This is a genomic window from Bacillus cereus group sp. BfR-BA-01349 (assembly GCF_022663795.1).
In the GTDB taxonomy this organism is placed as follows: domain Bacteria; phylum Bacillota; class Bacilli; order Bacillales; family Bacillaceae_G; genus Bacillus_A; species Bacillus_A cereus.
In genome coordinates this window covers 1-20,522 of sequence record NZ_JAKUGE010000072.1, presented here as the reverse complement: position 1 = coordinate 20,522, position 20,522 = coordinate 1, and the positions used below count along the sequence as shown (strand labels likewise).

Here is a 20,522-nt window from a genome sequence, read left to right as displayed (position 1 = left end):
AAACTAAAAGGATTGTCCCCTGTGCAATACAGAGTTCAATCCTTAGTAGCTGCTTAATATATTTGTCTAATTTTTTGGGTTCAGTTCAATTTGCGTTAGGTCCTTTTTGTATTTTGATTATTTAACAGCTGCTTTTAATTCTTTTCCGGCTTTGAAAGCAGGGACTTTTGAAGCAGCAATTTGCATTTCTTCACCTGTTTGTGGGTTGCGTCCTGTACGTGCAGCGCGTTCTCGTACTTCAAATGTTCCAAATCCGATTAGCTGTACTTTTTCACCATTCATAAGTGCCTCAGTAATAGTATCTAATACAGCTTGTGTTGCTGTAGATGCGTCTTTTTGAGATAGTTCAGTTAGTTCTGCTACATTTTTAATTAATTCTGTTTTGTTCATTTTATACACTCCTTAATGGCTATATGAAAAGAAATTATAAAGGAATTAATAATGACCTGCAAGAGTTAATTTAAAAGAGTTTAAAAAAAATTATAAAGTTATCATATAATTATATAATAATGTTAAACTGTAGTTGTTTACAGTGATTTAGATTCGAAAATTTGTATAAGGAGTTGTATTACATTGATTGAATTTTATACAGGCAAAAGAGAAGGTTATATATATGGTTATATATTTTTCTCAGGAAGACATAAAGGGTTGATTTTAGACGATGGTCCAAACGAGTATCCAATAGATTCAGCTGAATTATTAATTAATGGTAAATTTGTTTTTATGGAGAATTTAACATTAGAACTATTGAAGAAAAAAGAACTATATGGTTCTAAAGCTAGGATTAAGCAAAAACAAGTAGCACAGTTCATAAATTAAAAGATCTTATTAGTTTTAAACGATTTTATAATTTATATATGAGTAGCATTTAAAATGTACTCCTTAATTTACCTATCTAAGAAAAAACACACCATATATTTTATATAGGTGTGTTTTTTCTTAGTAATTTAGTTATTAGAATGAAAGATATGTACTAAGTAAATTCCTAGTTTTACATTCCTTCTCCATGTGTGTTAGTGTATTGAATTACTTCACTTTTTTGTGCGGAAATCATAGCTTCTCCATGTGTATTACTTAAAGTTACAGGTGCTACTAACATGAGACCTGTAAATATAAGTCCTGCAGCACTGATAAGTAGTTTCTTGGTCATTTTAACGCACTCCTTTTCTCCATTTCAATTTTGGCCTTGTACCCCACTCGGAAGTATTCGCTTACTTTTGAGTGATTTCCTTCATCATAATATTTGTTTGCTAAATCATCAGCGTATTTTTGTACAAAATGCCATAAATCTTCTTTTTGGAGGAAATGGATTCCCTCGACGATAAATTTTTCGTATTCTTCTATAGGACTATGCTCAATTTTTGCTTTTAGAATTGATAAATGATGGTAATATTCTCTATTATTTTGTGCATCACTAATTTGTAAGCCTTTTTCTATATACTCAGTTGCTTCATTTGTATTACCAAGTTTCATATGTTCCTTAGCTAACAAATACATTGTTTTACAACTACCTTGCAATGATTTAGATAGATAATTAATTGCTAATTGTGGCATATCTTGATCTGAATACAAAAGTCCTAAGTTATGTCGAATCATATATGAGAGTTGTGTTTGCTCTTGTTTCGTTGCTATATCTAATGCTGTAAGAAAGTATTCTTCTGCTAATTCATATTGCTTTAAGGAAGTACTTGCAAGTCCTAAAATATTATTGCATGAAGCTACATTAATTTCATATCCTGGCTCTTTTGAATAAATTTCTTTAGCTTTGTTTCCGTATGTAATAGTATTTAATGGTTGGAACAAATAGTAGTTAAAAAGAGCAAATTGATAATTAAATTCTGCTTCTTCCAATTCATCAGGAATAAGGGATAGAAGTGTTTCTGCCTTACGATAGTAGTCTTTAGCATCACTATATTGGCCAATCTTCATCGCATGTATAGCATTGAATAGATAATAGTAGTAATTAAGCATATCAATTGTAGACACTTCTACATGATCTGCGGGCTTAATTAATTGTTCTGTATTATTAATTAAAAGATTATATCTATATTCAAGTAAAGAATAATAAATAAGTAGTGTTTGATCCTTGTCCATCTCATTTAAATGTTTTTCAACATCTTCTCTTAGATTTTTTGCTTGCAATAATTTTTGAGAACGCATAGCTTTGTACCATTCGTTCATTAGTTTTGTGATTTTCGCATTACCCTTTGCTACAATCATGTAACTTCCCCCTTTTTCTCTATTTGATTCAATGATACCAGTAAAATCCAAATCATAACATATTATGGTTCCCTCAAGGATATTTCTCTATAAATATAAGAATATTCTGTTTATTTTAAGGGGTGTTGAAACTAAATTGATAGTTTATTTTTAATAATATTGGGTTTGATATACCAAAAATAAAATACAGTCATATATTATTTATTATATAATTAATATATAAGGTTATATTTTAGAGTACACTATATTAGGAAGTAGATAGAGAAGGCTATAGTACTATAGGCTTTATGTTTGATAAATGGAAATCTCTAAGTAATAAGGAAATGGTTTTGTTAGTTGATAATTTGTTAATAAGGAGCAATTGAATGTTTGAAGAATTAAAGAGTAAAAAAGAGTATCACGAAGTTAAAAAATTGAAATATGAGCGTATTCATAAATTGTATTTTCCATTTTTGTGGGTTGTAGCATTAGTATATTTTCTTTATTTTATGTTTATTGATAATTCGATATCAGTATATATGGTTGTTTCTTTTGGAATAGGGTTAATTTTATGGGGGTTAGGTTTATACGTTATATATAAAATTGCTTACCATATTAGAGAACTTGAGAAGATAATGGATATTGAAGTGTTAAATACTATGGAAGAAAATGAGTTTTTAAGTCCAGGAAGAAAAGAGAGATATATAAAAGATTTTAGTGCAGCTAAAGATTCTCTCGAAAGAATTACGATTTATGCTAAATTTATGCTAGAAGCTAAAGAGAGAAAAGAAGAATTAGAGGATGATTCCAATACTTTGGGGATAAGATAGAGAATTGCTTTAATTAGTTGGAAGTTCAAATAAAGGGTGGAGGATTTTATATGAGTAATAATAAATACATTCTATTTTGTATATTTGTTGGATTAGGGGCATTTTTAATAATCTCTCCAATGTTTATTCCTAATTTGAAGTCAGAAATGCCTTTGGTATATAGTTTTATTAAATTCTTTGTTTTACCTAGCTATATAGTAGCATTAGTAGGTTCATATTTTGTTTTTTGTAAAAATAATATATAAAATTCAAATAATCATGGGGTTAATAATTTTCTAACCAATTTTACTTTTAGAGATTAAAGAGAAAAAAGGTAGAGGATGACGCCAGTATTTTGAGGATATTTTATAAATTGCTTTAACTAATTAGGAGACTTATAATAAGTACATAAACATTTAAATTTTAATTTTAACTTACACCAATAAAAAACGTTCTTTTGGAACTATGAATCATAAAGGTATTTACCTTATGAGAATTAGGACCAAAAGGACGTTTTTTTTTACGTAAAAAATGGGAGGAATATATTAATGTTAGGACTAAACAATAAAGGGAATGCTACATTAGCAAGTAATAAGGATAACAAAAACGAGAAATATTACTTTGAATATGCACCAGAATTAAATGATATCTGCTGTAATATAACCTCACAATGTAGATTAATGTTAAAAAGAAATTTTACAGAATACCAAATTGATAACATTTTAGTTCCAGAGATTAAGAAGAAATTTTGGAAGGTAGCACTTCAATATGGAACAGGTGTGAGATTTTTAAAAAATAGGTTGGAATGTGGGAGATTAAATTATTTGAACAATGAGTTCGAAATTAACGCTTTTAAAAGTGAAGACTATATTAAGGACGGAATATTAATTAGAGGAATAACTTATCACATAAGAATAGAAGAAAAACAAAGAATTCCATTTCGATTTTCATGCAACCCTAAAGAAGATGATGTTACTTGGACGAATCTTACTAAACTGTATAAAGACTGGTGTATTTCTTTTGATGTACAAATGGTATCTGAGAATGAATTACGACGTATTAAAGAGAATTTTTTATTTATGTATTTGGAGAAAGATCTTATTAACTTTATTTCAAAAATCTTTAAAGAGGATGAGATATCTGCCAATAATTTTTATAGTTATATTACTTCCATTGAGAATAAAAATGGACTATTTCTATCAGTTGATCATTTAAAACTATTAAATCAATTGAGAATTAAACTATATAATATGAAATTTGAATCTAAATTAAAATATAATAAGGACTTAATGATATTTGAAAAGGTATGCTATGTCGATACATATGCATTAAAAACATTAAAGGAATTTATTAAACAACATGTACCAACAATCGGACTAATGATTGATTACGCTCATCAGATAAAATATATCTATGGAGAAGTATTAATCAATATAGAAAATAATGAAAGAGAACTTGTAGAGGATTTCTTCTTTTATTGGTTTTTTAAAATTAATAAAAGATATTTAAATAACAAAGTTATTGATTTATAGTATAAAAAAGCAGCTGCACTAAATAAAGTGCAGTTGCTTTTTTTATTAGTAACTAAATTTTTAAAGTAGCAGAATATAACGGTATATGGAAATCTATCTATAAATATATACCTCTATTTTATATAAAGAATGCTTTGTATAAAGACTATTAAAATATAAGAGTAAGATGGGTATAATACGCAATATAATTCATTTGAAAGAGGTTGAGATATATGGAAAGTGAAGAACAAAACGTAGAATTAAAAAAGGAGATTTTTACATTACTTTCTTCCTTTGAGGGGAATTTTGTTCATAATGTTAACATTTCTGGTTGGGATCTACGGGAGGTAGATAAAACTGTTTTATTAAATAAGATACGAAATAACATGTTTAATTTTTATTTCAGTATAAGTGACGAGTATGTATCACTTGTAATTGATTTGAATCCCGAAAGAGATTTTGATATTTTTCGTTCACCAGACTATCCAGAAGGAGAAATTTTCGAGTTGCATTTTCCTTATGAAATGACATTAAAATTAATAAATTTATATGCATTTGCTACAAAAGAAGAGGAAGAATCTGCAGTGTTAGCCGCCAATAAATCCACCATTTATAAAGAGTTTTTTGAGTTGTAAATTGAAGTTCTAATTTCCAAACCATTAATAATTAAATTATTTAATTTTGGAGGGAAAAATTTGAATCCAATGTTCCGATCTAATGCCATTTATAATTCTTTTGCATTTGACTCGTTTATGACCATAAAATCTACAATTATTAAAACTTGTTTTCTATTAACATTACTGCTAGGAACTGCAACTTGTATTTCTACATATTTTCCAATGTTATCAATGAACACCGAACTCTTAATATGTTTGGTTCTTGTAGGGGTTATCATTATATTAATAACAAATTTTTACCCCAAGTTTTCAATTGTATCAGCCCCTTCAATTTCAATAATCCAGGGTATATTAGTAGGTTCAATCTCTCTAAGATATGCATTAATTTCATGGGATTTTATATTTACTGCAGTAGTAGGGACCTGCGCAATTTTATTTTCAGTTTCATTTCTATATATAACAAAAATCATTAAGGTTGGTCATAAATTAATATCTATAATATCTACACTTACGTCTGGCGTTTTAATATTCTATATGCTCATATGGATTTTAAAACTGTTTGGAGTATCATTACCTTATTTGCATGAAGCGAATCCATTAACACTTGTTTTCTCCCTAGTTATTGTTCTTGTGGCAACTTTAACTTTATTAGCTGATTTTCGATATATAGAGTATATGGCGGAACATAACTTAGCAAAGCATATGGAATGGTATGCAGCTTTGTCATTGCTAGTTACAATAGTATGGTTATACGTGGAATTATTACGCTTAAGTAGAATTGTGTATTTAATATTGATTGGTCGTCAGCATTAGATATTGATGTAATTATTTAAACTCTATATAAATTTCAATCCGATTGCTAAAATTCGATATTAAAATATTGATACAAGATGATTATAATGTAAAATATCTTTTCGAGAAAGGAGGATAAAATATATGATTACTTTTGTTACTATTTTTGCATACATCTGTGTTACAGTATTATTCTGTGGTGGGGTAATAGCGATATTTAACCGGAAAAAGAGTAAATGCGCTGAAAAGAATGATGATAAGGTGAGTATGAGAGCATACGATGTAAATGTAAATTTTGGTATGAATATGATGTTTGCAGGTGGAGTATCCATGGGGTTTTTGTTCGTTGGTACTATAGTAGTGTGTCTCCAAGGAAGTTTTATCTATATTTGAAAGTGAGATAGTAATATATACATTACTATGACATTTTTATTTGCTTATGGTATACTTGCTTTAGAGATACAAGAGTATTACAGCTTAAATTTTTGCATATAATAAAGACGAGGTGTTACCAGCACCTCGCCAATAGTAACTAATATACCGAAGGGTGGACTTAGTTGCTAATTATTTATTCTTTCGTTTAGACTTGTCCCGCATTTGCTTCCCACGGCGCTGCAGGGCAGGTCTTCTACGTTTTTTACTACGTTTTGTACTAAGTTTCTGGACTAACTTATTAGCGCATCCAGTAGCAAGTACAGTTAAAAATACTTTCAAAGTATCTTGAAGTAGTTGTAGTAGAATTTCCATATAGAGTCACCTCCTTTCCCTGATAAATCGAGAAAGGATGCAACGTCCTACCCTACAATATTTAGTTACAATAGATATATTATACCATGATATTCCTTCCCAAAACTATAAAAATCCCATCCTATATATGTAATTGAATTAATGAAATGAATTTACAAAAGCTCAAACTAAAGGAATTTGATATGATTTAAATATGTTTTTTACGTTGTATGCTTTTGGATTTGAAGTGAAAAACTCATATATAGAAGGAGTATAAATATGAAAAATATAGATGATCATGAATTAATACAAAAAAATAAGGCTGTATTTTTAGATAGGGATGGAGTTATTAACGAGATTTTGTCCAACAAGGTAAAATTTGTAAATTCTCCGAAAGACGTCTATCTTCTCCCTGGAACTGCAGATGCAATTGCAAGTTTTAGAGAGAAAGGGTACATGATTTTCGTCGTTACAAATCAAGCTGGCGTGAGTTTGGGTTACATGAGTCATACTCAATTAAACAATATACATAATCACTTAGAGAAAGAACTATTAAAAGTAAATGCGAACGCAGTTATAAAAGAAATAATGTCTTGCACTCATAATTTAAATGCCAACTGTAATTGTAGAAAGCCCAATGCAGGAATGCTTATAACATTGGCCGAGAAGTATAACATTTCTTTAAATGATAGTTATATGATTGGTGATCGTGAATCGGACATAGATGCAGGCATTAAAGCAGGTACAAAAACCATACTTATCACTCAACAAATAATGGAAACAAAAGCGAATGAGCAATACAATACTTTATTAGAAGCTTCATCACATATTATATAAGCGGAACCATAAGTTTGCTGGATTTTTATAGCAAATTTATGGTTCTTATTTTTTGTATATCTACTACATGTTACTAGAATTATATGGGGAAATATAAGAAATCACTATTAAAATCTATAATGTTAATGGATATAATACGATAATATCCCCCCCTTAAAATACTCCTGTTTTTATAAACAGGAGTATTTGATTTGATTAATATAGTTACCAATAGAAGAATAATGGAAAGAGGGTAGTAATTTAATGAATAAAAGATGGAAGATTATAAGTTTAATAGTTACTATTATGATTTTAAGTATTAGCTTTTTTATGATAAACAGTCAGAGTGGTGTAAAAGCTAAGCAAAAGAATGGTCCAGATGACATTATTTCAATTAAAGAACTAGATGAGAAAAAATATGAAAATGATACGTAGGTTTATTTCTTTAAACCAGATTGTAAGTTCTGTAAACAAGCGAATGATGATATCTACAAGGGTGCTAAAGATACAAATGTAAATTTAAATCGTGTGGATCTGTCCAAAAAAGAAAACAAAAGGCTTTGGGATGATCATCTAATTGGTGGTACACCAACTATAATCCATTTTAATCGTGGAGAAGAAGTAGAAAGAATAGAAGGTGCAATGCCTTATGAAACTTATAAAAAATTCTTTAAGTATAGAATTGATTAATTTTTATTTAACTAACAGTCTATAGTAAACATAATTGTCCCCCTATTTGTCTAGTTATTAGAAATTTAAATAGGGGGATTATACTTTTTATAGGAGTGAAAAAATGGAACATGTAGGTGGTTTAATATACTGGTTAAAAAAGATAATACATTATCGATTGCACAATGCCCTAATGAAGATTTAGCTACTACAAATGATTTTGATAATCTAATAATGTATGAAGAAAAACATTTTGCGCACGGACATAATCCATTAGTATCAGGTAATGATTTAATTCAATTGCAGGATGCGGCTTATAGATGGGATGAAATGAAACAACAATATCATCACCAGTCTATTTCAGGATTGAAAAATGTTAAGTCCGTAATTTTTAATAATGATTTAACCATTCCAGTAGGAAATATTATGAATGAAGATACTCAAAATACATACTCAGATAGTATAGTTTGTTTTCGTAAGCATAAGCCTTATCCAGTTTTAGGCCAATTCATAAACCCTCAAAACCAATTAATGATAGTGTCATCAATTAATGGAATTACAGGAATAGCATTACCTTTGTACGAAGAAATGAGTTTACTTGAAGTTATTTATGCCTATTATCAAAAAAACGATAATAGCTATTAAAATATCAGGTATAAATCAGTAAAATATGCAACATGAAGCTAATGAGTACTAGTGAATGATTTATCAATAAATAAGGGAGTCGAATTAATTATGGAAATGATTGACCGACTAAGTGTAATGAATATACTAGATTCCAGTAAAAATAATGGTAATTACCTAGCACTTTCACATATCATCAAGATTGATAATATGTCTAAAGCAGCTGAACGCGTAAATAAATGGCTTACACAATATAACTCACCAGTGCAAACATTATCTAGTAAGACAGCTAAGCAATTTCTGAGATTTATTAATACATTACATCCGGATCAAACACATAAAGTAGAATTAATGCCGAATGTTTCAGAAAATATATTGTTAAGAATAAGTAAGAATTTAATACTGCACTGTGAGTACTTTTCAGGAGAACAAAACAATTCGATTAATATATGGTTAGAAGGTATTGTAATTAATGAAAATACAGCAAAAGATGAAATTGTCTTTTTAATCAATTGGATAACTGATATTGTGAAGAAAAGTAAATCTGCTGCATTGCTAAGTAGATATTAAGTTTGAATTAGGTGTTGGAGGATTTATATGAAAAAAGTTTCAATTTTATTGATAGCAGTCTGCTTTTTTTTAACAGGTTGTGGTGAAGATCCGGAGAATACAATCAGTAATATTGCATCGACAATAGAAAAAAATACTGGTATTCAAAATTTGCATACTCTATCACTAGAGAATGCAAAAAAACAATTCAAAATTTCAGAAGAAGCAGTAGAAACATTTGTAGTAAGAACAACCTATACTGATGCAGATTTAACAGAGTATGGAGTATTTTATGTTAATGATGAGAAATATCTTAATGATGTAAAAAGCAAAATTAAAAAACATACACAAGAAGTTGCTTCTCGTATGAAAAAAGTAGATAATTCATATTATGATATAGCTAAAGAAGCAGTAATTGAAGAAAAAGACAATTATATATTTTATAGTATTGCAGAGAATCAAGAAGCCATGAAAACTGTATTTCTAGGCTATTTTGAGCAGGAACAACCAAAAGATAAATAAAAGCGGAAGGAGGGTTAATATGGATTTAAAAGTAATTGAAGTAAGTAAAGAGGATTACACACGATTGGCTGTTATGGAATTTGAGGAAACTATGATTATTTCTGCAATGTATGCAGAATTAGAAAATAACGCTTCTTTAAGTGAAGCTCTCCAAAATGTAGTGCATTCCTTCAATGAATTTAATGAGATGAGCGGAAAAGAATTTGAAACTCTTGATAAATTCAAGGTTCGAAAAATTCTTAAAAGTGGAGAAGAAAAAGGATATTGCAAATTAGTAAAGCAAAACGGAAATTCTTATAGTTTATATTATCTATAATTATATTGTTAATAACACATGTTTTTTGATAATATAGAAATATAAGAACTTTATTTTCTTTTCGTTACATATTAACAATTATAAGCCTTTGGGGTTTTTAGATTATTATCTAACAACAGCCCAAGGGCTTTTTTGTATTTATTTATAATAAGGGGGATTATTATGACAACAAATATTAACTTTAAGGGGAACAAAACTTGTTATTATCCATTAGGTATTAACGAGAAAAATGGTGTTATTCCATGTACTCAAATTGCTCAAAATTTCACTTCAGAAGAAATAGTAAAAGATCATGAAAAAGATTCATATTTTTTTCGAAGCCTTGAGAAGTATGGAATTAAGTTAAACGAAAGACAAATAGAAGCAGTAAGAAATGTTAATGGACCAGTTATTACTCTAGCAGGAGCAGGTAGTGGTAAAACATCAGTTTTAACCTCTAAAATAGGATACATGATGAATTACAAAGAAATTAATCCAGCAAATATTATGATTCTTACGTTTACTAAGAAGGCAGCAGAAGAAATGAAGTCACGTATAAGTAATTTACCTGGTCTATCAATTTCAGGAGCTAGACAATTATTAGCAGGAACATTTCATTCTATCTTTTTACGGGTAATACGGAATGCAGGCATAAATCAAAAGATTATTTCAAGTGAAAAAATGAAACATATTGCAATTAAAAATATTCTCCGTGATCTAAAATTAGCAGATTCATATGAGCCGGAAACCATTGTATCTATGATTGGCTATTTTAAAAATCATATGATTAAACCGAGTGATTTACCTACTAAGTCTGTGATTGATAGAGAATTACGAGATATTTATGCAATGTACGAACAGTGGAAAGAACAACAAAATATGATTGATTTCGATGATATTTTAGTTATCATGTATGATTTGTTAACAACAAACTTCAAATTACGAGAACTCATTCAAGAAAAAATTAAATATATTTTAGTGGACGAATTTCAAGATAGTTCATCAATTCAATATGCTATTTTACAAATTATTGCTGCTCCACACAATAATATAACGATTGTAGGCGATGACTGGCAGAGCATATATGCGTTTCGCGGGGCTAATCCAGGTATAATACTAAATTTCCTAATGACTATTCCAAGGTCAAAAAAGTAATTTTGGATACAAACTATAGATCCAATCCTTATATAGTAGGATTAGGAAATTCTATTATTAAACAGAATAAAAAGCAATTTGATAAGACATTAAATACAAATAAAGAGAATGGATCCAAACCTAAATATTTTAGCCCAGATGACAGTAAGCAAGAAGCAACAATGATTATTAATGATATTATAGGGCAAATTAAAGATGGTAATAAGAACTATCGTGATTTCTCAATCCTATATCGTACGCATGCTGTTAGTAGATCCTTAATTGAGCAATTAGTTATAAAAGAAATCCCTTTTGTTCAATATAAAACAAAAGATTTATTTTATAACAACAGCAACGTTAAACCCATTATTAATGTTCTGAAATTAGCTATACGACCTAAAACAGATTTTGAATCCCTTAAAGGTGTATGTCCAATGTTATATATCGGTAAAGATAAAGTGATGGACAGTATAATAAATGCATATGCAATTGATGATTTAGAAGGCCAGACTAAACCATTGATATCTTACTTATTGAAGTGCCATTTAACTCATAATCAAAATAAGAGAGCTATGCTACTTTATAAGACGATTAAGGAATGCAGGGGCATGTCAGCTATAGAGGCAATTCAGTGTATACGATATGGATATTTACAATATGAGCAATATTTATTAGATAATAAAAGAAAAAATATGACTACACATAAAGAAATGTTGCTAGAAGAACTGGATGAATTAGAAACATCCGCTAAAAGCTTTTCAACTATTAAAGAATTTATAGATTTTATAGAAAAGTTAGAGACACAATATGAAAAAATGAAAGAATTACAAAAAGAACAAAATGTAAATGCTATTTCATTGATGACCATTCATGGATCAAAAGGATTAGAATTTAAACATGTTTATATAATCGGTGCAAGTGAGGGTACCCTACCACACAAGTCTTCACTAGAGATTACAGATGACCGCGTAATAGATGGAAACAAGGATAAAAAGGAAATACTTCAGGAACTACTTGAAGAAGAAAGAAGGCTCTTATACGTTGCTGTAACACGAGCAAAAGATTATTTACATATATACTCTCCTAAAAGTATGCGAGGTAAAGATGTAAAAATATCCAGATTTTTAAAAGAAGCATTTATTACTAAAAAACAATGATGTTTGAGCTGGTACTTTATTAAGTAACTACTCATTTCATTTAAATATTCATTAACATTTATAGAATTACTTTATTTATTCTGTTAAAATTAATAATATAAAATATTATTTTTAATTTACTTCTATACTAATAAGGCAGGCCCCTTGGGTTTATTGAGATTCATTTCTTAATAAATACAAGGGGCTTTTTTGTGTAGATTATTAACAAACATTGGAGGAATATATAATGACTTGGAATGAATTGCAGGATGTACAACCAAAAGTCGCAAGGATTTTACAAAATTCAATTAGAAAAGAAATGGTGGCTCACGCTTATATTTATGAAGGTAATAAAGGAATAGGTAAATATCAAGTAGCACTTCTATATGCTAAAACTTTGCTAGGTAATGATGGATCTAATAGTGAACCTTGTCATGAGTGTAAAAATTGTACTCGAATCGATACAGGGAATCATCCAGATATTATCTATATTAAACCTGATGGTGCATCTATAAAAAAAGAGCAAATTGAAGAACTTCAAAAAGAATTCTCTTACGCCTCCTTTGAAAGCGGCAAAAAAATATATATTATTGAAAATGCTGAAAAAATGACGGCTAATGCAGCAAATTCATTACTGAAATTTTTAGAAGAACCTGAAAGTGATTGTATAGCCATACTACTAACTGAACGTAGTAACGCACTATTGAGTACAATCATTTCTAGGTGCCAATTAATTAGATTTTCGCCTATATCCCCTAAGAAAGTTCAAGAGGCTTTAACAGAACAACTAATTTTTGGTGAAGAAGCTAAAATATTATCAAAAATAACTAATGATCTTGAACAAGCTAGGAAAATTAGTGAAGAATTAACACTTGGACCTAAATTAAATTTAATTCAAGAATTTATTCAAAAATGTAATACGCTACAAGTGTATGCATTAAAAAAGGAATTAGCTGAAGCTTTCGCAGGTAAAGAGGGTACATTGATTTTCTATCATATTGTAACGTTATGGTTTGAAGACTTTTTAAATTATCATTTAAATAGAAAAAATGACTTAGTATTTAATGAAGAAATATTAAATACGGAAGTTAAAAAATATAAGTTAAATCAAATCCTACATTTAATAAAATGTGCACAAAAATATCAAGGACGTGTACACAATAACCTAACCTTTACTACATTATTTGATGGTTTTGTAGCAGAATCTCAAGGTGTAGCTGCAGTTTAATATAACTACAATATATATATGGAGGAATTAAATTGGAAACTACTAATCAAGGGAATTTTGACTGCTGCCATCTATGGTATAAATGTAACTATGGTAAGAATGGGTGTGAATGGGGGAAAACTCGTCCAGAAAAACCCGAAGCGTGTAGCTGTTTTAAAAGAAACAATAAAAAAGAAAAGATTGAAAATAATGTTGAGGGATGTTTAGAAGTAGAAGCTAAACAAAAAATAGAACAGACACTAGTTAAAGAAGATATAACATTAAACGTAGAAACACAATTATCATTATTTTAATTCTTTTATATAAAACCTTATTTCATTTAGTTGAAATAAGGTTTTATTTTTTTAATATCTATTAATTAACTTATATGTCTTTCAAAATCGATAATATAAATAGGCAAAAGGATGGTGAAATTGGATTTGCTATCATGCATACAATGTCTTAGAAAATTCAAAAGGAGATGTTTAAGATGTATTATACAAACTATCCGTATAATTCTTACAACCCATACTATGAACAACAATTTATATCTACACCAATTAATACACCGGTAATGGATTTTAATCGTCCACCAGGTCATTTTGGTAGTCCGGGATGCATCGGTAAATGGACGCTAGTGGATTTAGGTGGAGGAAATGTGTTTCCTATGAAAGTAACTAACTGGCCGATAGGAAGCGGTGGGCAAGTAACAGGTGAAGTTCCATCAGGAACTTTCCCTACATCATTCCCTGTTTCATCTGTTGTGGGTTCTACTTGTCTTTAAAAACATACTATATCTCAATAGACCTAATTATTCATATGAAAAAAATTAGGTCTATTTCATTATTAAATTTATGAGATAAGTAATTAATAAGTTATTAGCAATTATGTGAACCATTTTATAAAGCAAATGTATTTTACATATGATAGCATAAATGAAGATAGATCATAAAATAACTTTTGTAATAAAGGAGCAAATCAAATGAACAATTCAAGTCATAAATGTACTAACAAAGGATGCAATGGCATTATCACATATAATGAGGAGATTATTGATCACAAAAAAGCACTAAATGAAACTGGCGGAGTAATTGGCACAAAGGAATGTAGTAAATGCGGAAAGAAATATACACTTATTGTTACAGTTGGCCAAGCATTAATTGAAACTGATGAAGATGGAGAATTTGTAGGAGAATTGCCTAAAATATAAAAGTATGGTTTATAGTCCAACTTAATATTGAGTAATTGCTATATATTAAGTATAATTAGTATATATACAATATTTATTTTATTTTAATTAACTTTAAACAAAAACGTTCTTTAGGAACGACGAGCTTAACAAAAGCCTGTCTTTCTTTAGGACGTTTTTTTGCGTTTAAAAGAAAAAATATACAGAGTGTTTATAACAAATAAGGGGGAAAATCAAATGAATCAAGTAGTAAATATTAAAGAACAATTAGAGATTAAAGAAAGAGCTGCAGGTCAACGAGACAAAATTTTAGAAATACTACGCAATCGCGGACTTAAAGGTGTGACGAATGTTTATTTTTATGAGAAGGTAACAAAATCTTTAGGAGCAAGAATGAGTGAATTAAACGAAAGAGGTTATGGTATTACAACTAGACACTTAGGTAATGGTATGTACAAATATATTCTCGTAAGTGAGCCTTTAGTACCAAGTAAAAAATTCACTCGTGCGGAAGATATGCTTATGGATGCAATTGAAGAAAGAGGTAGTGTTACTGCAGACGAACTAAAGAATCTATTAAACAACTATGGATTCATCATTAGTAGAAAAAGTGGTTCGAAGAAATTAACTAAATAATAATTAATTTGGAGGATAAAATATGAATGCAGTAAAATTGCTTATTGAGAGAAATAATAACGAGGATCTTATTCTAAATACAAGATTTCAAAATCTATCTGAATTAAGGGAAAGTAATTTAAGAGTCGAAATTTATTCAAGGATAAAAGAATTTAATAAAAATACTAATTCAAGAATAGATTTAAAGAAATTGTTCAGTGGAGGAACATTAGATTATCTAGATCCAGAAGAAATAAATATATATCTTTTAGGACGTAAATATACATCTTCTGATGAATTAGAGGTAATATTGCTCTCCGAAGAAACATTAAAAAAGGAAGAAGATGAGTGGTTTGCAAAATTAGAAGATGAATATTTAACAGATGCTATTAACCGACATATTAGTTGAAAACAGCCTCTTTCTGTATTCTTAAATACAGTGAAGAGGCTTTTTATTGTACTCGATTTTAGTTTAATAGTGTTTTAAGTTGTAAAATAAATTAACAAAACTCATAATTATAATTAATATACTTATATGTGGAGGTTTTATGTTTGTCTAAATTAAGTGATTTCGAGGCGTTTTGTAAAGCGATTGAAGAAATGATGAAACCAAGTGAGGATTTTAATGTAAATTATAATTTTTATTATGATGAAACAAATAATACTAGAGTATTTAAGATTAATAAGAACGGACAATTCAATTTCCATAAAGATAAAGATTTTGTCTTAGGAGGGATAGGTTTAGAAAAGGGAAAATATAAAGAGATAGAAAATGCATTTAACGAGTTAAGAGTGAAATTAAAGGTGCATTCAAGCTTAAAGGAAATAAAATTTATTAATGTTTGTCCTAGAGGTAGTGATTTTTTAAAATGTATACATAATAAAAAAGTGCATGATCTACTTCAATGGATTTTAGATAGAGATATTTATATACACTTTACAGTGCTAGATCATTTATTCTACTCAATTGCAGACATTATAGAATCATTAAGACCAAATCGACGTCAATTTGGTGAGGATAATGACACATTAAAGACAATGCTCTATCACTTTGTTTATCATAATACAGAAGCATTTATACAAATCCTTAACAATTATAATTATCCCGATGTAGGTTCGAAGAAGAATACGTTATTTTATAATGATTTAATCAATTGCATAATGAATACTAAAAATAATTCAGTAGCTGAAAAGGATTGGAAGTTAGAGTTATACTTTTATTTTAAAAAATATATGCATAATCCACCTATATATTTAGAGAATAATAAGAAGAAAATAAATGAGGAAAAAAAAGAGAAAATCTTAATTGAAGAATATTATCTGTTGTATAGAAATCGTGTTCAAGATTTTAAGCATGCTTTTCATTTTTTTGACGAAGAATTAACGGTCCAGGATGAATTTGAGAAGATAGAAGGCGAATTAAAACAATGCAAATATACGAATTATAAGTTTCTTGATTCTAAAGATAATATATTAATCCAATTATCGGATTTAGTAGTGGGTTTATTAGGAAAACTATTTGAGTTTATTAAAAAAATTCCTATAGATTTCATATATAATCTCAATTTTAAAATTAATGATTATTATTCATTTGATGAGCATCACCAAAAAGGTTGGAATCTATTATTGAATCTAATTAGTAAATCTATCCGCAAGAATGAGGCTTTTATCAATATGCCTTCGAATAAGTTGTTTAGAGCAAAATTTAACAAAATAATGGAATTAGATTATCAGGAATTTCTAATTTAAGATATATTTACGTTTTATTTAAGTATACAAATGTGTTAAAATAATAATGATATGAAAGATTGCTGATATATTTGTATTAGTAAGAAAAGATTCTATAAAAACTATGATGGATCAAGTCAAAGAAAAAGCACCTTATGGTGTTTTTTCTTTATAAATATTTATATATAGATATCGCCATTTAAATTTGGTATTATATATTTATAGTTAAAATTACCTTATTCTTAAAACTACCAAAACAAAAATGCAGTCTCTTGGACTTCTGATTTTTTTAAAACAGTTGTGCTAGAGATTGCATTTTTTTGTTTTGCAATAAACCAAGGAGGAAAAGTAATAATATGAAAAACATGAATTTATTAAGTATTTACAGGGATAACAGTGGTATTTATTTATATTTAGGAGAGGAAGTTACAACAAAACAACAATTTCAATGGGTTGAGCCTAGTGCATATATACCTCTTAACAGAACATTTGATATTGAGATTTTAGATGAAATATTAGAAGAAAATAAAATTTCGACTAGGTTTAACGAAATAGTAACTAATCCAGAGATTATCCAAACAATTAAAGAAGAGTTTATGTAAAAACGACAAGATATTTAAATGAGACTTGTCGTTTTTATTTGTAATGAAAGGAGATTATTCATAGTGAGTATAGAATTAAAGTCATTTTTAAAATTTCCCAATATTGGGTTGGGGCATATCTCGGAATGCAGTTAAGGATTAGCTCTTAACGCAGTTTTTAATAATATTATATAACATTTATTAAACTGTCCTTAAAATCACGAATTCAGGAGTAAGTAGGTATAAAACCCTATCGCTAGACACTAGCCTGTTTAGTCGCAAGATTCGTGTCGCCCTTTATCACTCTAATAACAAAGAGATGATAAGGAGCGGTTTAAAAATGAATACAAACAATTATGGAGTTATTGGAATTTTTGCAGGTTGCGGTGGACTTGATACTGGGTTTTCTGAGTGTGATTTTAATGTTCAATTAGCAATTGAGTTGGATCCTGATGCTTGTGATACATATAAGAAAAATCACCCGGAAACCGAAGTTTGGAATCGAGATATAAAAACTGTTAAAGGTGATGAAATAAGAAAACTAGTTGGGAATAAACCTCTTATTCTTTTGGGAGGATCTCCTTGCCAAAGTTTTTCGATATTTCAAGAAGAATTGACAGGGCCAAGAGGGATACAGGATGAAAGAGGTAAACTAATTTACGAATATCTCCGACTTGTAAAAGAACTGCAGCCAGAAGTAATTGTATTTGAAAATGTTAAAAACATTGTATCAAAAGAGCATTTGCCAGCATTTAAACGATTTATAGAACAGCTATCAAATGTTTCTGGTTTAAATATCACCTATAATATTATGCAATCACATGACTATGGAGTTCCGCAGCTTAGGGAAAGGGTTATTGTGATTGGTACTAAAAGTATTATTAATCCATTTAGTGTTATTCCAAAACTAGATGGTCCACGTACTTTAGGGGAAGTCCTAAAGGATTGTCCTAAATCAGAATTCTTTTCATTTAAAAAAGAATATGAACACGTTATGCACTTAATTAAACCAGGACAATGTTGGAATAGTTTAGATCCTAAAATAGCATTTTCACTTATGAAAGAAGATTATAGAGGAATTTGTAAATTTTGTAGTCATCCTTTTAAAGGTCAAATAAAATGCCCTAAATGCGGTAGTCACAATATAAAAAATGGGCGCGGCATTACTTCTTATTTAAGAAGACTTTCACATACGAGACCATCTCCTACGGTTTGTGCTGTGCCTTCTTCTAAAGTTCATGGACTAATGGCCCATCCATTTGAAGAACGTGCTTTAAGTATAAGAGAAGCTGCCAGAATTCAAACATTTCCTGATGATTATGTATTTTGCGGAAATATATTTACGCAGCAAAAGCAGGTGGGCAATGCCGTGCCAGTGAATTTAGCAAAAGCTATTGCAATTGGAATAAAAACAATATTAACTTCCTTGGATACTAAGCAGGAGGTTAAATATCATAAAGAAAAAAGTTGCGTCCAATGGATTTTAGATAATCATGAAAATGCATTATCTGAATTAGAGAAAGATTTTATACGTACATGTGTGTCAAGAATTCGTGCTGCAAAATCTTTCCCTGATAAATATTATGTCTATTTAAAAGAAATTATAAACAAATTAACGCAAAGGAAGAAGAATGATTACAAGAATATAACCTATTAAATTATGACATAAGAACTCAAAAACTATAACTAGAAGGAAATGAGGAAAATATAATGAAAAAAATATTAATTTCATTTATAACATTTAGTATTTTATTATCTGGATGTGTTAGTGATCGAGTAGGAGCATTAAATCAAGTTGATTCAAAGATGAAGGAAGTCAAGGAAAAAACAACTTCACTTGAAGATTCCATTTTAAGTGAAGATAAAGGCAAAAATAATAATTTTAAAGACTCTCAAAATAGAGAGGCAGCAAAAGTAAATTATGTTTCTGATGGAGATACCATTTCTGTAACGCTTTTAAAATCAGGAAAAACTTATAAGGTCCGATACTTATGTTTAGACACTCCAGAATCAGTTAAAAAGGGTGTTAAGGTTCAACCTGTAGCAAAAGATGCATCTAAGCGTAATAAGGAACTGGTGGCAGGTAAGAAGGTGTATTTAGAATACGAAGAAGATAATAAAGTGGACAAATACGGAAGATTATTAGCTTACATTTTCGTAGACGGAAAGATGGTCCAAGAGACGTTATTAAAAGAAGGTATGGGAATTATTCGATATACTAACGGTCACACTCGTTATATGGAACGTTTGAAAGCAGCAGAGACTGAAGCCAAAAATAAGAAATTGGGTGTATGGGGTATTAAAGGTTACGTAGAGAATGGAAAATATAATGAAAAATAAAATATAAAAAATTTTAATAGCTTACTAGTTTCGATAATTCAAATCGAACTAGTAAGCTATTTTATTTTAAGAAAAACAATGGATATTTACAACATAATTAGCAAAATGTATAAAGGGGTACTACCATCAATTCGGAAAAAACCACGTTAAGAGTTTTTGCTTCATTTAGTTGGAGGGACCTAGCCCCCCGCCCTTATGGACAAAATAATTAAGTAAGTTAATGAATGCGTTTTCAAAATTTGGAATGTATGATAAAATAATACTTGGATGGAAGTCCGATTTATATTATTAAAATTGAAGTGGTTATCAAGTCGGAGGAAGGCGCCTTATGGTGTCTTTTCTTTATGATTTTATACAAATAAAAAAGCCTCGTTATGAAGTGCACCCCAATTGTTAGACACATAACTAACAATTGGAGGTGCATTTTTTATGGCTAAATTTTCTTCAAAAGATAAAATAAAAG

Annotated in this window: 29 protein-coding genes and 1 pseudogene; 26 read left to right on the top strand and 4 right to left on the bottom strand. The window is 29.1% G+C overall.

Translation table 11 applies throughout. From position 1 onward, the window contains the following. Positions 1–117: 117 nt before the first annotated feature. Complete coding sequence (locus MR169_RS26105) at positions 118–390, bottom strand: HU family DNA-binding protein (RefSeq protein ID WP_087963713.1); 273 nt, start codon at positions 388–390, stop codon at positions 118–120. 183 nt (positions 391–573) lie between these two features. Between MR169_RS26105 and MR169_RS26100 the strand changes: the two genes are divergently transcribed. Next, on the top strand, positions 574–819 hold the full coding sequence (locus MR169_RS26100; RefSeq protein WP_000569444.1) for a hypothetical protein: 246 nt from the start codon (positions 574–576) through the stop codon (positions 817–819). A gap of 172 nt (positions 820–991) precedes the next feature. Here MR169_RS26100 and MR169_RS26095 read toward each other — a convergent pair whose 3' ends face one another. Continuing rightward, a complete protein-coding gene (locus tag MR169_RS26095) occupies positions 992–1,150 on the bottom strand; it encodes a hypothetical protein (protein ID WP_000162801.1) in 159 nt (52 codons plus the stop codon). After that, complete coding sequence (locus tag MR169_RS26090) at positions 1,147–2,220, bottom strand: Rap family tetratricopeptide repeat protein (protein ID WP_000634298.1); 1,074 nt, start codon at positions 2,218–2,220, stop codon at positions 1,147–1,149. Before MR169_RS26090 ends, MR169_RS26095 begins: the two co-directional genes overlap by 4 nt. A gap of 365 nt (positions 2,221–2,585) precedes the next feature. On the opposite strand from MR169_RS26090, the gene MR169_RS26085 reads away from it, so the two are divergent. From MR169_RS26085 to MR169_RS26060, 6 genes are all read left to right on the top strand, one after another. Further along, a complete protein-coding gene (locus MR169_RS26085; RefSeq protein WP_086422973.1) occupies positions 2,586–3,029 on the top strand; it encodes a hypothetical protein in 444 nt (147 codons plus the stop codon). Positions 3,030–3,079: 50 nt separating this feature from the next. Then, entirely contained in the window at positions 3,080–3,274 is a 195-nt protein-coding gene (locus MR169_RS26080; protein WP_000069478.1) for a hypothetical protein, read from the top strand. A 282-nt stretch (positions 3,275–3,556) separates the two neighbouring features. After that, the gene (locus tag MR169_RS26075) at positions 3,557–4,540 is read left to right on the top strand and encodes a hypothetical protein (protein WP_242320288.1); all 984 of its coding nucleotides are present in this window, start codon (positions 3,557–3,559) and stop codon (positions 4,538–4,540) included. Between the two features lie 212 nt (positions 4,541–4,752). Next, the gene (locus MR169_RS26070) at positions 4,753–5,154 is read left to right on the top strand and encodes a hypothetical protein (protein ID WP_000443244.1); all 402 of its coding nucleotides are present in this window, start codon (positions 4,753–4,755) and stop codon (positions 5,152–5,154) included. A 69-nt stretch (positions 5,155–5,223) separates the two neighbouring features. Beyond that, positions 5,224–5,949 (top strand): Bax inhibitor-1/YccA family membrane protein, encoded by a 726-nt coding sequence (locus MR169_RS26065; RefSeq protein ID WP_255846542.1) that lies wholly within the window; start codon positions 5,224–5,226, stop codon positions 5,947–5,949. A 123-nt stretch (positions 5,950–6,072) separates the two neighbouring features. Continuing rightward, the gene (locus MR169_RS26060) at positions 6,073–6,321 is read left to right on the top strand and encodes a hypothetical protein (protein ID WP_000627709.1); all 249 of its coding nucleotides are present in this window, start codon (positions 6,073–6,075) and stop codon (positions 6,319–6,321) included. A gap of 171 nt (positions 6,322–6,492) precedes the next feature. On the opposite strand, the gene MR169_RS26055 is transcribed toward MR169_RS26060, so the two are convergent. Next, a complete protein-coding gene (locus MR169_RS26055; RefSeq protein ID WP_000404353.1) occupies positions 6,493–6,675 on the bottom strand; it encodes a hypothetical protein in 183 nt (60 codons plus the stop codon). A gap of 258 nt (positions 6,676–6,933) precedes the next feature. Here MR169_RS26055 and MR169_RS26050 point away from each other — a divergent pair, with 258 nt between their 5' ends. From MR169_RS26050 to MR169_RS25960, 19 genes and pseudogenes are all read left to right on the top strand, one after another. Further along, the gene (locus MR169_RS26050; RefSeq protein ID WP_242320287.1) at positions 6,934–7,491 is read left to right on the top strand and encodes a D-glycero-alpha-D-manno-heptose-1,7-bisphosphate 7-phosphatase; all 558 of its coding nucleotides are present in this window, start codon (positions 6,934–6,936) and stop codon (positions 7,489–7,491) included. A 243-nt stretch (positions 7,492–7,734) separates the two neighbouring features. After that, positions 7,735–7,905, top strand: a complete 171-nt coding sequence (locus MR169_RS26045; protein ID WP_242320286.1) for a hypothetical protein — start codon at positions 7,735–7,737, stop codon at positions 7,903–7,905. Positions 7,906–7,917: 12 nt separating this feature from the next. Further along, positions 7,918–8,160, top strand: a pseudogene (locus MR169_RS26040) (thioredoxin fold domain-containing protein); the annotation flags it as partial. Between the two features lie 213 nt (positions 8,161–8,373). Continuing rightward, positions 8,374–8,784, top strand: coding sequence for a hypothetical protein (locus tag MR169_RS26035; RefSeq protein ID WP_242320285.1), 411 nt, complete (start codon positions 8,374–8,376; stop codon positions 8,782–8,784). 189 nt (positions 8,785–8,973) lie between these two features. Further along, positions 8,974–9,333 (top strand): hypothetical protein, encoded by a 360-nt coding sequence (locus tag MR169_RS26030; protein ID WP_242320284.1) that lies wholly within the window; start codon positions 8,974–8,976, stop codon positions 9,331–9,333. A 27-nt stretch (positions 9,334–9,360) separates the two neighbouring features. Beyond that, entirely contained in the window at positions 9,361–9,834 is a 474-nt protein-coding gene (locus MR169_RS26025; protein ID WP_242320283.1) for a DUF4358 domain-containing protein, read from the top strand. A gap of 19 nt (positions 9,835–9,853) precedes the next feature. After that, positions 9,854–10,150 (top strand): hypothetical protein, encoded by a 297-nt coding sequence (locus tag MR169_RS26020; RefSeq protein ID WP_000364677.1) that lies wholly within the window; start codon positions 9,854–9,856, stop codon positions 10,148–10,150. Positions 10,151–10,312: 162 nt separating this feature from the next. Beyond that, entirely contained in the window at positions 10,313–11,284 is a 972-nt protein-coding gene (locus tag MR169_RS26015) for an ATP-dependent helicase (protein WP_242320282.1), read from the top strand. Positions 11,285–11,286: 2 nt separating this feature from the next. Beyond that, the gene (locus MR169_RS26010; protein ID WP_242320281.1) at positions 11,287–12,420 is read left to right on the top strand and encodes a 3'-5' exonuclease; all 1,134 of its coding nucleotides are present in this window, start codon (positions 11,287–11,289) and stop codon (positions 12,418–12,420) included. Between the two features lie 226 nt (positions 12,421–12,646). Next, positions 12,647–13,627, top strand: coding sequence for a DNA polymerase III subunit delta' (gene holB / locus MR169_RS26005; protein WP_242320280.1), 981 nt, complete (start codon positions 12,647–12,649; stop codon positions 13,625–13,627). Positions 13,628–13,659: 32 nt separating this feature from the next. Next, positions 13,660–13,920 carry a hypothetical protein gene (locus MR169_RS26000; protein ID WP_000450442.1) on the top strand — a complete coding sequence of 87 codons (261 nt, stop codon included), beginning with the start codon at positions 13,660–13,662 and terminating at the stop codon, positions 13,918–13,920. Between the two features lie 176 nt (positions 13,921–14,096). Then, on the top strand, positions 14,097–14,390 hold the full coding sequence (locus MR169_RS25995) for a hypothetical protein (protein ID WP_086422795.1): 294 nt from the start codon (positions 14,097–14,099) through the stop codon (positions 14,388–14,390). A gap of 198 nt (positions 14,391–14,588) precedes the next feature. Continuing rightward, positions 14,589–14,816, top strand: coding sequence for a hypothetical protein (locus tag MR169_RS25990; protein WP_001066074.1), 228 nt, complete (start codon positions 14,589–14,591; stop codon positions 14,814–14,816). A gap of 216 nt (positions 14,817–15,032) precedes the next feature. Then, positions 15,033–15,431, top strand: a complete 399-nt coding sequence (locus MR169_RS25985) for a helix-turn-helix domain-containing protein (RefSeq protein ID WP_242320279.1) — start codon at positions 15,033–15,035, stop codon at positions 15,429–15,431. Positions 15,432–15,453: 22 nt separating this feature from the next. Next, positions 15,454–15,819 carry a hypothetical protein gene (locus tag MR169_RS25980; RefSeq protein WP_242320278.1) on the top strand — a complete coding sequence of 122 codons (366 nt, stop codon included), beginning with the start codon at positions 15,454–15,456 and terminating at the stop codon, positions 15,817–15,819. A gap of 143 nt (positions 15,820–15,962) precedes the next feature. Next, positions 15,963–17,159 (top strand): DUF3800 domain-containing protein, encoded by a 1,197-nt coding sequence (locus MR169_RS25975; RefSeq protein WP_242320277.1) that lies wholly within the window; start codon positions 15,963–15,965, stop codon positions 17,157–17,159. Positions 17,160–17,494: 335 nt separating this feature from the next. Beyond that, positions 17,495–17,740 (top strand): hypothetical protein, encoded by a 246-nt coding sequence (locus MR169_RS25970; protein WP_242320276.1) that lies wholly within the window; start codon positions 17,495–17,497, stop codon positions 17,738–17,740. A 319-nt stretch (positions 17,741–18,059) separates the two neighbouring features. Further along, the gene (locus MR169_RS25965) at positions 18,060–19,376 is read left to right on the top strand and encodes a DNA cytosine methyltransferase (RefSeq protein ID WP_242320275.1); all 1,317 of its coding nucleotides are present in this window, start codon (positions 18,060–18,062) and stop codon (positions 19,374–19,376) included. A gap of 53 nt (positions 19,377–19,429) precedes the next feature. Next, the gene (locus MR169_RS25960) at positions 19,430–20,059 is read left to right on the top strand and encodes a thermonuclease family protein (protein WP_000721958.1); all 630 of its coding nucleotides are present in this window, start codon (positions 19,430–19,432) and stop codon (positions 20,057–20,059) included. Positions 20,060–20,522: the final 463 nt, after the last annotated feature.

Coding starts and splice junctions, on each gene's coding strand:
- MR169_RS26105 (WP_087963713.1), bottom strand. CDS start 390: ATGAACAAAACAGAATTAATTAAAAATGTAGCAGAACTAACTGAACTA.
- MR169_RS26095 (WP_000162801.1), bottom strand. CDS start 1,150: ATGACCAAGAAACTACTTATCAGTGCTGCAGGACTTATATTTACAGGT.
- MR169_RS26090 (WP_000634298.1), bottom strand. CDS start 2,220: ATGATTGTAGCAAAGGGTAATGCGAAAATCACAAAACTAATGAACGAA.
- MR169_RS26085 (WP_086422973.1), top strand. CDS start 2,586: ATGTTTGAAGAATTAAAGAGTAAAAAAGAGTATCACGAAGTTAAAAAA.
- MR169_RS26080 (WP_000069478.1), top strand. CDS start 3,080: ATGAGTAATAATAAATACATTCTATTTTGTATATTTGTTGGATTAGGG.
- MR169_RS26075 (WP_242320288.1), top strand. CDS start 3,557: ATGTTAGGACTAAACAATAAAGGGAATGCTACATTAGCAAGTAATAAG.
- MR169_RS26070 (WP_000443244.1), top strand. CDS start 4,753: ATGGAAAGTGAAGAACAAAACGTAGAATTAAAAAAGGAGATTTTTACA.
- MR169_RS26065 (WP_255846542.1), top strand. CDS start 5,224: ATGTTCCGATCTAATGCCATTTATAATTCTTTTGCATTTGACTCGTTT.
- MR169_RS26060 (WP_000627709.1), top strand. CDS start 6,073: ATGATTACTTTTGTTACTATTTTTGCATACATCTGTGTTACAGTATTA.
- MR169_RS26055 (WP_000404353.1), bottom strand. CDS start 6,675: ATGGAAATTCTACTACAACTACTTCAAGATACTTTGAAAGTATTTTTA.
- MR169_RS26050 (WP_242320287.1), top strand. CDS start 6,934: ATGAAAAATATAGATGATCATGAATTAATACAAAAAAATAAGGCTGTA.
- MR169_RS26045 (WP_242320286.1), top strand. CDS start 7,735: ATGAATAAAAGATGGAAGATTATAAGTTTAATAGTTACTATTATGATT.
- MR169_RS26035 (WP_242320285.1), top strand. CDS start 8,374: ATGTATGAAGAAAAACATTTTGCGCACGGACATAATCCATTAGTATCA.
- MR169_RS26030 (WP_242320284.1), top strand. CDS start 8,974: ATGTCTAAAGCAGCTGAACGCGTAAATAAATGGCTTACACAATATAAC.
- MR169_RS26025 (WP_242320283.1), top strand. CDS start 9,361: ATGAAAAAAGTTTCAATTTTATTGATAGCAGTCTGCTTTTTTTTAACA.
- MR169_RS26020 (WP_000364677.1), top strand. CDS start 9,854: ATGGATTTAAAAGTAATTGAAGTAAGTAAAGAGGATTACACACGATTG.
- MR169_RS26015 (WP_242320282.1), top strand. CDS start 10,313: ATGACAACAAATATTAACTTTAAGGGGAACAAAACTTGTTATTATCCA.
- holB (WP_242320280.1), top strand. CDS start 12,647: ATGACTTGGAATGAATTGCAGGATGTACAACCAAAAGTCGCAAGGATT.
- MR169_RS25995 (WP_086422795.1), top strand. CDS start 14,097: ATGTATTATACAAACTATCCGTATAATTCTTACAACCCATACTATGAA.
- MR169_RS25990 (WP_001066074.1), top strand. CDS start 14,589: ATGAACAATTCAAGTCATAAATGTACTAACAAAGGATGCAATGGCATT.
- MR169_RS25985 (WP_242320279.1), top strand. CDS start 15,033: ATGAATCAAGTAGTAAATATTAAAGAACAATTAGAGATTAAAGAAAGA.
- MR169_RS25980 (WP_242320278.1), top strand. CDS start 15,454: ATGAATGCAGTAAAATTGCTTATTGAGAGAAATAATAACGAGGATCTT.
- MR169_RS25970 (WP_242320276.1), top strand. CDS start 17,495: ATGAAAAACATGAATTTATTAAGTATTTACAGGGATAACAGTGGTATT.
- MR169_RS25965 (WP_242320275.1), top strand. CDS start 18,060: ATGAATACAAACAATTATGGAGTTATTGGAATTTTTGCAGGTTGCGGT.
- MR169_RS25960 (WP_000721958.1), top strand. CDS start 19,430: ATGAAAAAAATATTAATTTCATTTATAACATTTAGTATTTTATTATCT.